Genomic DNA, 12,095 nt, shown 5'->3' on the forward strand with positions numbered 1-12,095 from the left:
TAAATCTTAAACTAATAATTGTTACTTATCTAAAGGAGGAAATATACAATGGGTAAAGAAAAATTTGACCGGTCCAAGTCCCACGTTAACATTGGTACTATTGGACACGTTGACCACGGTAAAACTACTCTAACTGCAGCGATCACTACTGTACTTCATAAGAAATCTGGTTCTGGTGAAGCTATGGCCTACGACATGATCGACGGTGCTCCTGAAGAGCGTGAGCGTGGAATCACTATCTCCACTGCACACGTTGAGTACGAAACTGAATCTCGTCACTATGCACACGTTGACTGCCCAGGTCACGCTGACTACGTTAAGAACATGATCACTGGTGCTGCTCAAATGGACGGCGCGATCTTGGTTGTATCTGCAGCTGACGGTCCAATGCCACAAACTCGTGAGCACATCCTACTTTCTAAAAACGTAGGTGTACCAGCTATCGTTGTATTCTTGAACAAAGTTGACATGGTAGACGACGAAGAGCTTCTTGAGCTAGTTGAAATGGAAGTTCGTGATCTTCTATCTGAATATGACTTCCCTGGTGACGATGTACCAGTAATCAGCGGTTCTGCTCTTAAAGCTCTTGAAGGTGAAGAGAAATACGAGCAGGCGATCTATGACCTTATGGACGCTGTTGACGAGCACATCCCAACTCCAGACCGTGACACTGACAAGCCATTCATGATGCCTGTTGAGGACGTATTCTCCATCACTGGCCGTGGTACAGTTGCAACTGGCCGTGTTGAGCGTGGTCAAGTTAAAGTCGGTGACGAAGTTGAAATCATCGGTATGGCTGAAGAGTCCTTCAAGACTGCCGTAACTGGTGTTGAAATGTTCCGTAAGCTTCTTGACTATGCAGAAGCTGGCGATAACATTGGTGCTCTTCTACGTGGTGTTAAGCGTGAAGACATCAACCGTGGTCAGGTACTAGCTAAGCCTGGTTCCATCACACCACACACAAACTTCAAAGCTGAAGTTTATGTACTAGCTAAAGACGAAGGAGGACGTCACACTCCATTCTTCTCTAACTACCGCCCACAGTTCTACTTCCGTACAACGGACGTAACTGGTGTTATTCAACTTCCTGAAGGCGTAGAAATGGTTATGCCTGGGGACAACGTTGAAATGACAGTTGAACTTATCGCTCCAATCGCGATCGAGGACGGAACTCGTTTCTCCATCCGTGAAGGTGGACGTACTGTAGGTTCAGGCGTTGTATCTACAATCACTAAATAAGATTTCTCTTATTTTATAGGAAGCAGCAGCCATCCGGCTGCTGCTTTTTTTATGTTATCACTTGAAAGAACCGGCTGAATTTGTTTTAATGTATTATGGAATTTTCGTGGTGCATCGATCGGATTTTATATAGAAGAGATGGTTGAAATGTGCCGCAAACATCAGTATAATAGTAAAAGTGTCCGTAGATAAATTATTTATGGATTTTCCTTGCATTGACCCGAATTATTCTATATAATGAGTAATGTTGGTCATAAAAGGCGATGAAGCGAAAGGTTGTTGACACACCCGGCCCCTTTGCCATGGCTGGTGTTCAAGTTTTTTCGCGGAGAATGTCTATTTTAAAAATGGGCGAAGAAGGAGGGAATATCATGGCAAAAGAAAAAATTCGTATTCGTTTAAAAGCGTATGATCACAGAGTGCTTGATCAGTCAGCAGAGAAGATCGTTGATACAGCTAAGCGTTCCGGCGCGGAAGTATCTGGTCCGATCCCGCTTCCAACTGAGCGTTCTGTATATACAGTACTTCGTGCGACTCACAAGTATAAAGACTCTCGTGAGCAGTTCGAAATGCGCACACACAAACGTCTGATTGACATTGTTAATCCAACACCACAGACTGTTGATTCACTAATGCGTTTGGATCTACCATCTGGTGTGGATATCGAAATTAAACTATAATATATCGTTAAGATAATAGGAGGTGTAACGGATGACGAAAGGAATCTTAGGACGCAAGGTCGGCATGACACAGATTTTCTCAGACAACGGTGAATTGATCCCTGTAACTGTTATTCAGGCTGAGCCGAACGTAGTTCTTCAAAAGAAAACTACAGAAAATGATGGTTATGAAGCGATCCAGCTTGGATTTGCTGATGAAAAGTCCAACCGTTTGAAGAAAGCTGCTCAAGGGCACGCTGACAAAGCAAACACAACACCTAAGCGCTACGTTCGTGAATTCCGTAATGCGAACCTTGATGACTTTGAACTAGGTCAAGAGGTTAAGGTAGATATGTTTGAAACTGGTGACGCAATCGATGTGACAGGTACTTCTAAAGGGAAAGGTTTCCAAGGTGCAATCAAGCGCCACAACCAATCCACTGGACCTAAAACACACGGTTCCCGTTTCCACCGCCGTTCCGGTTCTATGGGACAAGGTGCAGACCCATCTAAAGTCTTCAAAGGCAAAGGTCTTGCAGGACAAATGGGTGGCGAGCAGGTAACTCTTCAAAACCTTGAAGTAGTTAAAGTAGACGCTGAGCGGAACCTGCTTCTAGTCAAAGGTAATGTACCAGGCGCGAAAAAATCTTACGTTAAGATTACAAGTGCAAATAAGGCTAGCAAATAATCAACGAAGGGAGGATATGTCATGCCTAAAGTAGCACTATTAAACCAAAGCGGTTCTAATGTTGGTGAAATCGAACTGAATGAAGCCGTATTTGGGATTGAACCTAATACTCACGTATTACACGAAACAGTGTTGATGCAGCGCGCGAATCTTCGCCAAGGCACACACAAAGTAAAAGGACGTTCTGAAGTATCCGGCGGTGGCCGTAAACCATGGCGTCAAAAAGGTACAGGCCGTGCACGTCAAGGGTCTATCCGTTCACCACAATGGGTTGGCGGTGGAACTGTATTCGGTCCTACACCACGCAGCTACAGCTACACGATGCCGAAAAAAGTTCGTCGTCTTGCACTTCAGTCCGCTTACTCTTCTAAAGTACAGGAAGGTAACGCAATCGTTCTTGAGAGCTTGTCTCTAGACGCTCCAAAAACTAAAGAAGTTGTAAATATGCTTAGCGCACTAGACGTAAACGAGAAGGCTTTGATCGTTACAGCAGGAGAAGATAAGAACGTAGCTCTTTCTTCTAATAACATCCCTACAGTAAATGCTCTCCCTGTAGAGCAGGTAAGTGTGTTAGACTTGCTGACGCATGACAAGCTGATCCTTACTAAGGAAGCAGCTGAAAAAGCAGGGGAGGTGCTCTCATAATGAAAGAACCACGCGATATTATTAAGCGCCCTGTCATTACTGAACATTCTGCTGATCTTATGGGAGAAAAGAAATATACGTTTGAAGTTAGCCCGAAAGCTAACAAAACTGAAATTAAAAATGCAGTTGAAGAAATCTTTGGCGTTCAGGTTGAATCTGTCAACACAATGAACCTTAAAGGTAAATTCAAGCGTATGGGTCGTTACGGCGGCTATCGTTCTGATCGTAAGAAAGCAGTTATTAAGTTGACTCAGGACAGTGAAGAACTAGAATTCTTTGAAGTATAATTGACTAATTGATAATGAAGGAGGGAAATAAAGATGGCGATTAAAAAGTTCAGACCGATTACTAACGGTCGTCGACACATGTCAGTTTCTGATTTCGCTGAAATTACGACTGACAAACCTGAACGCTCCCTTATCGCTCCACTTCACAAAAAAGGTGGACGTAACAACCAGGGTAGGCTGACAGTTCGTCATCAGGGCGGAGGCCACAAGCGTCAGTATCGTATGATCGACTTCAAACGCGACAAAGATGGAATACCTGGACGCGTTGCTACAGTTGAATATGATCCGAACCGCTCCGCTAACATTGCACTAATCAACTATGTTGATGGTGAAAAACGCTACATCCTTGCTCCTAAAGGTGTTAAGGTTGGCACAGAAATCATTTCAGGTGAAGGTGCGGATATCAAACCTGGTAACGCTCTTGCACTTAAAGATATTCCAGTTGGTACAATCGTACACAACGTAGAACTTAAGCCGGGACGCGGCGGACAGCTTGTTCGTTCTGCTGGTGCTTCTGCACAAATCCTTGGCCGTGAAAACAAATACACTCTAGTACGCCTGACTTCTGGTGAGGTCCGCCTGGTACTATCTACCTGCCGTGCAACAATCGGTCAAGTTGGTAACCTTGAGCACGAACTTATCAGTGTTGGTAAAGCTGGACGTTCTCGTTGGAAAGGCAAGCGCCCTACTGTACGTGGTTCCGTAATGAACCCTAGTGATCACCCACACGGTGGTGGTGAAGGACGCGCACCAATCGGTATGCCATCTCCTGTATCTCCATGGGGTAAACCAACCCTTGGATACAAGACAAGAAAACGCAACAAGCCGTCTGATAAATATATCGTACGTAGACGCGGTAAAAAATAACGGGATTGTCGGGCGGGCAGTAGGACCCGTCTCTCAATCGCGAAGGGAGGTTTATTCATGGGCCGCAGCCTGAAAAAAGGACCTTTTGTAGATGATCATTTGATGAAGAAAATCGAGAAGCTTAATGAAGATAGCAAACAGCAGGTCGTGAAGACTTGGTCTCGTCGTTCAACTATCTTCCCTAACTTCGTAGGACACACCATTGCTGTTTATGATGGTCGCAAACACGTACCTGTCTATGTTACAGAAGACATGGTAGGTCATAAACTAGGTGAATTCGCGCCAACCCGTACGTTCAAGGGACACTCTGGCGATGACAAGAAAACAAAACGCTAATATAGAGAGGAGGCACTCTAATGCAAGCTAAAGCAGTTGCTAAAACCGTTCGTATCGCTCCTCGTAAAGCTCGTCTTGTAATTGATTTAATTCGAGGAAAAAATGTGGGTGAAGCTCTAGCTACACTTCGCCTGAAAAACCGCGGCGCATCTCCAGTAGTTGAGAAACTTCTTAACTCTGCGATCGCCAACGCTGAACACAATTATGAAATGGATCCGGAAAACCTATATGTTTCCGAAGCGTTTGTAAACGAAGGCGTAACACTTAAACGTTTCCGTCCTCGTGCAATGGGCCGCGCAAGCCAGATCAACAAACGCACAAGCCACATCACTGTGGTCGTATCAGAAAAAAAGGAGGGATAATCAGTGGGTCAAAAAATTAATCCGGTAGGTCTTCGTATCGGCGTTATCCGTGACTGGGAGTCCAAGTGGTACGCTGGTAAAGACTACGCAGACTTGTTACATGAAGACATTAAGATTCGTGAATATGTTGAAACTCGTCTTAAAGATGCTGCTCTTTCCACGGTCGAAATCGAACGTGCGGCAAACCGTGTAAACATTACTGTGCACACAGCTAAGCCAGGAATGGTTATCGGTAAAGGCGGTTCTGAAGTCGAAGCACTTCGTAAAGCTCTTAACCAACTCACTGGTAAACGAGTTCACATCAACATCGTTGAAGTGAAAAAGCCAGATCTTGACGCTACACTTGTAGCTGACAATATTGCACGTCAATTGGAAAACCGTGTATCTTTCCGTCGTGCTCAGAAACAAACTCTACAACGCGCAATGCGTGCAGGAGCTAAAGGTATCCGTACCCAGGTATCTGGTCGTCTAGGTGGCGCAGATATCGCTCGTGCTGAATACTACAGTGAAGGAACTGTACCACTTCATACACTTCGTGCAGACATCGATTACGGTACTGCTGAAGCAGACACCACTTACGGTAAGCTTGGTGTTAAAGTGTGGATCTATCGTGGTGAAATCCTTCCAACTAAAACTGATAAATAAGGAAGGGGGAACAGCATTATGTTAATGCCTAAACGTGTTAAATATCGTCGTCAACACCGTACAAGCTTGAAAGGCCGTGCAAAAGGCGGTACTGAAGTTGCATTCGGTGAATATGGTTTGCAAGCTATCGATCCAGCTTGGATCACAGCCCGTCAGATCGAGGCAGCGCGTATCGCGATGACTCGTTACATGAAGCGTGGCGGTAAAGTTTGGATCAAAATCTTCCCTGATAAGCCTTATACTGCTAAGCCCCTAGAAGTACGTATGGGTTCCGGTAAAGGTGCTCCAGAAGGTTTCGTAGCAGTTGTGAAACCAGGGAAAATTATGTTTGAGATCGCAGGAGTTTCTGAAGAGGTAGCCCGCGAAGCACTTCGTCTTGCTTCCCACAAACTTCCGATCCGCACGAAATTCGTAAAACGTGAAGAAATTGGTGGTGAAATCAATGAAGGCTAATGAGATCCGTGAATTAACCACTGCCGAAATTGAACAAAAAGTTAAATCTCTTAAAGAGGAACTTTTCAACCTACGCTTCCAATTGGCAACAGGTCAACTTGAGAACACTGCACGTATCCGTCAAGTTCGCAAGTCCATCGCCCGTATGAAGACTGTTGCTCGTGAACGTGAGCTAGGCGTAAATAACTAATAGATGAGAGGAGGTCACCCTCACATGACTGAACGTAATAATCGTAAGGTTTATACCGGCCGTGTTGTTTCTGACAAAATGGACAAAACAATCACTGTTATGGTAGAAACTTATAAGTTCCACAAGCTTTATGGCAAACGCGTAAAGTATTCCAAAAAGTTCAAAGCACATGACGAAAACAACCAGGCGAAAAACGGCGACATCGTGCGCATTATGGAAACTCGTCCATTGTCCGCATCCAAGCGTTTCCGTCTTCTAGAAGTTGTTGAAGAGTCTGTTATTATCTAAATAAAGTTCGCTCGGAGATGATCCGAAGGGAGGTTACATGGTATGATTCAACAGGAATCTCGTCTGAAAGTTGCAGACAACTCTGGTGCACGTGAAATCCAAACGATCAAAGTCTTGGGTGGATCCGGCCGTAAAACAGCTAACATTGGTGATATCATCACTGCTACTGTGAAACAGGCAACACCAGGAGGCGTTGTTAAAAAAGGTGAAGTAGTTAAAGCTGTTATCGTACGTTCTAAGAGCGGTATGCGCCGTAAAGATGGTTCTTATATCCGTTTCGACGAAAACGCAGCAGTAATCGTTCGTGATGACAAAGGACCACGCGGTACTCGTATCTTCGGACCGGTAGCTCGTGAACTTCGTGATGCTAAATTCATGAAGATTGTATCTCTAGCTCCAGAAGTATTATAAAAGCCTGAATGAAATGCCTTGTTAAGGAGGTGCGCGTAGAATGCACGTAAAAAAAGGTGACAAAGTAATGGTCATTAGCGGTAAGGATAAAGGCAAGCAAGGTACAATCCTTGAAGCTTATCCAAAGAAAGATCGTGTTCTTGTTGAAGGCGTGAACGAAGTGAAAAAACACGCGAAGCCGTCTCAAGAAAACCCACAGGGTGGAATCTTGACTCAGGAAGCAGCGATCCACGTATCAAACGTAATGCCGATTGATCCTAAGACTGGCGAACCGACCCGTGTTGGTTACAAAGTCGAAGACGATAAGAAAGTTCGTATCGCGAAAAAATCCGGTGAAGCGCTGGACAAATAACCCATAGATGAAAGGAGGGCCACACGATGAACGAACTAAAGAAACAATATAAAGAAGAAGTTGTTCCATCCCTGATGAGCAAATTTGAATATGAGTCCATCATGCAGACACCAAAAGTTGAGAAAATCGTTGTCAACATGGGTGTAGGCGATGCTGTTCAAAACGCGAAAGCACTTGATACAGCTGTTGAAGAACTAACAATGATTACTGGTCAGAAACCAGTGATTACGAAAGCTAAGAAATCAATCGCAGGCTTCCGTCTACGTGAGGGTATGCCGATCGGTGCGAAAGTAACCCTTCGCGGAGAGCGTATGTACCAATTCCTACAAAAGCTGATCGCCGTATCACTACCACGTGTGCGTGACTTCCGTGGTATTTCTAAGAAAGCTTTTGATGGTCGTGGAAACTACACTCTTGGTGTTAAAGAGCAATTGATTTTCCCAGAGATCGATTACGATAAAGTAAACAAAGTGCGTGGAATGGATATCGTTATTGTCACTTCTGCTGACTCTGACGAAGAAGCGCGTGAACTATTAGCTCAATTCGGCATGCCGTTCCAAAAATAATGAGCTGACATTAAGGAGGGAAAATAGTGGCTAAAAAATCAATGGTCGCGAAGCAACAGCGTAAACAGAAGTACGAAGTACGCGAATACACTCGTTGTGAACGCTGCGGACGTCCGCACTCCGTACTACGTAAGTTTAAGCTTTGCCGTATTTGTTTCCGTGAACTTGCATACAAAGGACAAATCCCTGGTGTCAAAAAAGCCAGCTGGTAAACCCGTAACAGGGAAGGAGGTAAAAGAGTTATGACAATGACAGATCCAATTGCAGATATGCTGACTCGTATCCGTAATGCGAATATGGTTCGCCACGAGAAGCTTGAACTTCCAGCTTCCAACGTGAAAAAAGAAATCGCTGATATCCTTAAGCGTGAAGGTTTCGTACGTGACTACGAATTTGTAGAAGACAACAAGCAGGGTGTTCTTCGCATCTTCCTTAAGTACGGCCAGAACAACGAGCGCGTAATCACTGGTGTTAAACGTATCAGTAAGCCAGGTCTACGTGTGTATGCGAACTCCGAAGAGCTTCCTAAAGTTCTTAACGGACTTGGTATTGCCGTTGTATCCACATCAAAAGGTGTCCTAACAGATAAAGAAGCTCGTGAACAAGCCATCGGCGGCGAAGTTCTAGCTTACGTCTGGTAATAAAACGAACAAGACAGGAGGTGCAAAAATATGTCTCGCGTAGGATTAAAAACTCTTGAGATTCCTGAAGGTGTAGAAATCATTCAGGACAACCAAACGATTACAGTGAAAGGTCCAAAAGGGGAACTGACTCGTACGTTCCACGAGGACATCACTGTTACAGTTGAAGATAACGTTCTATCTGTATCGCGTCCAAGCGATCACAAAGAGCACCGCGCTCTTCACGGTACAACACGCAGCCTGATCGGCAACATGGTTGAAGGTGTATCTAAAGGTTTCGAGAAGAACCTTGAAATCATCGGTGTCGGTTACCGTGCTCAGAAGCAGGGCGAAACAGTTGTTGTGAACGCTGGTTATTCCCACCCTGTAGAAATCGAAAAACGCGAAGGAATCGAAATCGAAGTTCCTTCCAACACAAAAGTTACTGTTAAAGGTATCGACAAAGAACTAGTTGGTGCTGTTGCTGCTAACATCCGTGCTATCCGTCCTCCAGAGCCTTACAAAGGCAAAGGAATTCGTTACGAAGGCGAACGTGTACGCAGTAAAGAAGGTAAAACAGCTAAATAAGGTTCTAAGGTAACGTATAGAAAGGAGTGACCAAGATGATCACGAAGGCAGATAAAAATGTCGTACGTAAGAAGCGCCACGCCCGCGTTCGTAAAAATGTTGTCGGCACAGCTGAACGCCCACGCTTGAACGTATACCGCTCTAACAATCACATCTATGCTCAACTCATCAATGATGAGAGCCAGGTAACAGTAGCAAGTGCATCTACTGTAGATAAAGGTTTTGACCTTGACCAGACTGGTAACGTGGAAGCTGCTAAGAAAGTCGGTGAAATGGTAGCACAACGCGCAATCGATAACGGCTTTAAAGTTGTTGTATTCGACCGCGGAGGTTACTTGTATCACGGCCGTGTCAAAGCACTAGCTGAAGCAGCCCGCGAAACCGGACTTGAATTTTAATAGTTAAAGGAGGGACACAAATGAATTTAAACATCGACCCTAACAAACTTGATCTTGAAGAACGCGTAGTCACTATCAACCGTGTAGCGAAAGTAGTTAAAGGTGGACGCCGTTTCCGTTTTGCTGCGCTTGTTGTAGTTGGAGATAAAAATGGTCATGTTGGTTTCGGTACAGGGAAAGCCCAAGAGGTACCGGAAGCAATCAAAAAAGCCATTGATGATGCTAAGAAAAATCTAATCACAGTACCAGTGAAGAACACGACGATTCCACACGAAATCAACGGACGTTTTGGTGCAGGTAACATTCTTATGAAGCCGGCAGCAGAAGGTACTGGAGTTATTGCTGGTGGACCTGTCCGTGCGGTACTTGAGCTTGCAGGTGTTCAAGACATTCTATCTAAGTCTCTTGGTTCTAACACGCCAATCAACATGGTACGTGCTACACTTACTGGACTTAGCGAGCTTAAGCGCGCAGAAGACGTTGCAAGACTTCGCGGTAAGTCTGTACAAGAACTAGGATAAGGAGGGAAATAAAATGGCTAATCAGTTAGAAATTACCCTCACGCGCAGCGTTATTGGTAGACCACAAGATCAGCGTGCTACGGTCAAGGCTCTTGGTCTTAACAAGATCCGACAAACTGTCGTAGTTGAAGATAACCCGGCGATCCGAGGTATGGCTAATAAGGTGTCTCACCTAGTTACGATTAAGGAAGTTTAATAGAAGAAAAGTAATAAGGAGGTGCAACGCATGAAACTGCATGAACTTAAACCGGCTAAAGGTACTCGTAAAGAGCGTAACCGTGTAGGCCGTGGTATGGCTTCTGGTAATGGTAAAACATCCGGACGTGGACACAAAGGTCAAGGTCAGCGTTCCGGCAGCAAAACACGCCCAGGTTTCGAGGGTGGACAGATGCCACTATTCCAGCGCCTGCCTAAGCGTGGTTTTACAAACATTCACCGTAAAGAGTTCGCAATCGTTAACCTTGATGCCCTGAACCGTTTCGAAGAAGGTACAGAGGTTACTCCTGAGCTTCTACTTGAATCCGGCGTGGTAAGCAACCAAAAAGCAGGAATCAAAGTATTGGGTAAAGGTTCTATCGAGAAGAAACTTACAGTGAAAGCTCACAAATTCTCTGCTTCCGCAAAAGAAGCGATTGAAGCGGCGGGCGGTCAAACTGAGGTGATTTAATGTTCCGGACAATCTCCAATTTTATGCGCGTGGGTGATATTCGACGGAAAATCATTTTCACTTTGCTGATGCTCGTTGTGTTCCGCCTGGGAACCTTCATCCCGGTGCCTTTCACAAACAGAGACGCCATCACTTTCATGGATGAACAGAACGCATTTGGGTTTCTGAATACGTTCGGAGGCGGGGCATTACAGAACTTCTCCATCTTTGCTATGGGGATCATGCCCTACATTACAGCCTCCATCATCATGCAGCTGCTGCAGATGGATGTTGTCCCGAAATTTGCTGAGTGGAAACAGCAGGGTGAAGTTGGCCGTCGAAAATTAGCTCAGTTTACCCGCTACGGAACTATTGTTCTCGCTTTCGTTCAAGCCATTGGTATGTCCATTGGTTTTAACGCTTTGGCAGGAGGTCAGTTGATCTCGGATCCTGGTGTTACCAAGTTCTTAGTCATTGCGCTTGTGCTGACAGGCGGAACAGCTTTTCTAATGTGGCTTGGCGAGCAAATCACTGCACATGGCGTAGGAAATGGTATTTCTATACTGATTTTCGCAGGTATCGTTGCGGCGATTCCGAATGGTGTGAATCAGTTGTATGATCAGTACATCTCCGGTGCAGGAGACGAACTGTTCATCAATCTGGTTATCATCGCGTTGATTGCCTTGGTCATCGTTGCGGTCGTGGTTGGAGTTATCTTCATCCAGCAGGCCCTTCGTAAAATCCCAATCCAGTATGCGAAGCGTTTAGTGAATCGTTCCCCTGTAGGTGGACATTCCACTCACCTTCCACTCAAAGTGAATGCTGCAGGAGTTATTCCGGTCATCTTTGCGATATCCTTTATCATCGCTCCGAGAACCGTCGCCGGCTTCTTTGAAGACAGTGAAGTAGCTTCTGTTATCCAGTATATCTTTGATTACCAGAACTGGCCGGGAATGATTATCTATGTTGCGTTAATTATTGCCTTCACGTATTTCTACACGTTTGTTCAGGTTAATCCGGAACAGATGGCAGAAAACCTGAAGAAGCAGGGCGGTTACATTCCGGGGATTCGTCCCGGGGCCAATACTGAAACGTATCTGACCCGTGTAATGTACCGATTAACCTTTGTAGGATCCATTTTCCTTGCAGCTGTCTCCATCCTTCCAATCATCCTTGGTTCCCTGGCGCAACTGCCGCCGACGGTCCAAATTGGAGGAACAAGCCTGCTCATCGTTGTCGGGGTTGCCCTTGAAATGATGAAACAGCTTGAAAGTCAGCTTGTAAAACGCCACTATAAAGGATTCATTAAATAATAAACATCCTGCTATTGAATA

Annotated in this window: 23 protein-coding genes; all 23 read left to right on the top strand. The window is 45.1% G+C overall.

From position 1 onward, the window contains the following. The first annotated feature begins 48 nt into the window (after positions 1-48). Positions 49-1,239, top strand: a complete 1,191-nt coding sequence (gene tuf, locus ACXAGL_RS08055; protein WP_474970604.1) for an elongation factor Tu — start codon at positions 49-51, stop codon at positions 1,237-1,239. Positions 1,240-1,610: 371 nt separating this feature from the next. Then, positions 1,611-1,919, top strand: coding sequence for a 30S ribosomal protein S10 (gene rpsJ, locus ACXAGL_RS08060; protein ID WP_027953424.1), 309 nt, complete (start codon positions 1,611-1,613; stop codon positions 1,917-1,919). A 31-nt stretch (positions 1,920-1,950) separates the two neighbouring features. After that, the gene (rplC, locus tag ACXAGL_RS08065; RefSeq protein WP_027953423.1) at positions 1,951-2,586 is read left to right on the top strand and encodes a 50S ribosomal protein L3; all 636 of its coding nucleotides are present in this window, start codon (positions 1,951-1,953) and stop codon (positions 2,584-2,586) included. A 21-nt stretch (positions 2,587-2,607) separates the two neighbouring features. After that, positions 2,608-3,231: a 50S ribosomal protein L4 gene (rplD, locus tag ACXAGL_RS08070; RefSeq protein ID WP_027953422.1), complete on the top strand. Its 624-nt coding sequence runs from the start codon at positions 2,608-2,610 to the stop codon at positions 3,229-3,231. Continuing rightward, complete coding sequence (gene rplW, locus ACXAGL_RS08075; RefSeq protein WP_474970242.1) at positions 3,231-3,518, top strand: 50S ribosomal protein L23; 288 nt, start codon at positions 3,231-3,233, stop codon at positions 3,516-3,518. The genes rplD and rplW overlap by 1 nt, the downstream gene beginning before the upstream one ends. Positions 3,519-3,551: 33 nt before the next feature. Continuing rightward, complete coding sequence (gene rplB / locus ACXAGL_RS08080) at positions 3,552-4,385, top strand: 50S ribosomal protein L2 (RefSeq protein WP_474970243.1); 834 nt, start codon at positions 3,552-3,554, stop codon at positions 4,383-4,385. 57 nt (positions 4,386-4,442) lie between these two features. Then, on the top strand, positions 4,443-4,721 hold the full coding sequence (gene rpsS, locus ACXAGL_RS08085; protein ID WP_027953419.1) for a 30S ribosomal protein S19: 279 nt from the start codon (positions 4,443-4,445) through the stop codon (positions 4,719-4,721). Positions 4,722-4,741: 20 nt separating this feature from the next. Beyond that, positions 4,742-5,083: a 50S ribosomal protein L22 gene (rplV, locus tag ACXAGL_RS08090; RefSeq protein ID WP_027953418.1), complete on the top strand. Its 342-nt coding sequence runs from the start codon at positions 4,742-4,744 to the stop codon at positions 5,081-5,083. A 3-nt stretch (positions 5,084-5,086) separates the two neighbouring features. Further along, positions 5,087-5,728, top strand: coding sequence for a 30S ribosomal protein S3 (rpsC, locus tag ACXAGL_RS08095; protein WP_027953417.1), 642 nt, complete (start codon positions 5,087-5,089; stop codon positions 5,726-5,728). A gap of 18 nt (positions 5,729-5,746) precedes the next feature. Continuing rightward, complete coding sequence (gene rplP, locus ACXAGL_RS08100) at positions 5,747-6,181, top strand: 50S ribosomal protein L16 (RefSeq protein WP_027953416.1); 435 nt, start codon at positions 5,747-5,749, stop codon at positions 6,179-6,181. Next, positions 6,171-6,371 (top strand): 50S ribosomal protein L29, encoded by a 201-nt coding sequence (rpmC, locus tag ACXAGL_RS08105; RefSeq protein WP_027953415.1) that lies wholly within the window; start codon positions 6,171-6,173, stop codon positions 6,369-6,371. Before rplP ends, rpmC begins: the two co-directional genes overlap by 11 nt. Before the next feature lie 24 nt (positions 6,372-6,395). Further along, positions 6,396-6,659 carry a 30S ribosomal protein S17 gene (rpsQ, locus tag ACXAGL_RS08110; RefSeq protein ID WP_027953414.1) on the top strand — a complete coding sequence of 88 codons (264 nt, stop codon included), beginning with the start codon at positions 6,396-6,398 and terminating at the stop codon, positions 6,657-6,659. A 42-nt stretch (positions 6,660-6,701) separates the two neighbouring features. Beyond that, positions 6,702-7,070: a 50S ribosomal protein L14 gene (gene rplN, locus ACXAGL_RS08115; protein ID WP_027953413.1), complete on the top strand. Its 369-nt coding sequence runs from the start codon at positions 6,702-6,704 to the stop codon at positions 7,068-7,070. A 40-nt stretch (positions 7,071-7,110) separates the two neighbouring features. Next, complete coding sequence (gene rplX, locus ACXAGL_RS08120) at positions 7,111-7,422, top strand: 50S ribosomal protein L24 (protein WP_027953412.1); 312 nt, start codon at positions 7,111-7,113, stop codon at positions 7,420-7,422. 26 nt (positions 7,423-7,448) lie between these two features. Continuing rightward, on the top strand, positions 7,449-7,988 hold the full coding sequence (gene rplE / locus ACXAGL_RS08125; RefSeq protein WP_027953411.1) for a 50S ribosomal protein L5: 540 nt from the start codon (positions 7,449-7,451) through the stop codon (positions 7,986-7,988). Between the two features lie 26 nt (positions 7,989-8,014). Beyond that, the gene (locus ACXAGL_RS08130) at positions 8,015-8,200 is read left to right on the top strand and encodes a type Z 30S ribosomal protein S14 (protein WP_027953410.1); all 186 of its coding nucleotides are present in this window, start codon (positions 8,015-8,017) and stop codon (positions 8,198-8,200) included. Between the two features lie 30 nt (positions 8,201-8,230). Further along, positions 8,231-8,629 (top strand): 30S ribosomal protein S8, encoded by a 399-nt coding sequence (gene rpsH, locus ACXAGL_RS08135; protein ID WP_027953409.1) that lies wholly within the window; start codon positions 8,231-8,233, stop codon positions 8,627-8,629. 30 nt (positions 8,630-8,659) lie between these two features. After that, the gene (gene rplF / locus ACXAGL_RS08140) at positions 8,660-9,196 is read left to right on the top strand and encodes a 50S ribosomal protein L6 (protein WP_474970244.1); all 537 of its coding nucleotides are present in this window, start codon (positions 8,660-8,662) and stop codon (positions 9,194-9,196) included. Positions 9,197-9,231: 35 nt separating this feature from the next. Further along, a complete protein-coding gene (gene rplR / locus ACXAGL_RS08145) occupies positions 9,232-9,594 on the top strand; it encodes a 50S ribosomal protein L18 (protein WP_206936248.1) in 363 nt (120 codons plus the stop codon). Between the two features lie 20 nt (positions 9,595-9,614). Next, a complete protein-coding gene (gene rpsE / locus ACXAGL_RS08150; protein ID WP_027953406.1) occupies positions 9,615-10,115 on the top strand; it encodes a 30S ribosomal protein S5 in 501 nt (166 codons plus the stop codon). Between the two features lie 13 nt (positions 10,116-10,128). Then, a complete protein-coding gene (gene rpmD, locus ACXAGL_RS08155) occupies positions 10,129-10,311 on the top strand; it encodes a 50S ribosomal protein L30 (RefSeq protein WP_027953405.1) in 183 nt (60 codons plus the stop codon). 30 nt (positions 10,312-10,341) lie between these two features. Next, positions 10,342-10,782 (top strand): 50S ribosomal protein L15, encoded by a 441-nt coding sequence (gene rplO, locus ACXAGL_RS08160; RefSeq protein ID WP_474990753.1) that lies wholly within the window; start codon positions 10,342-10,344, stop codon positions 10,780-10,782. Beyond that, positions 10,782-12,074 carry a preprotein translocase subunit SecY gene (secY, locus tag ACXAGL_RS08165; protein WP_027953403.1) on the top strand — a complete coding sequence of 431 codons (1,293 nt, stop codon included), beginning with the start codon at positions 10,782-10,784 and terminating at the stop codon, positions 12,072-12,074. Before rplO ends, secY begins: the two co-directional genes overlap by 1 nt. Positions 12,075-12,095: the final 21 nt, after the last annotated feature.

The organism is Halobacillus sp. ABA4_118, assembly GCF_056160205.1.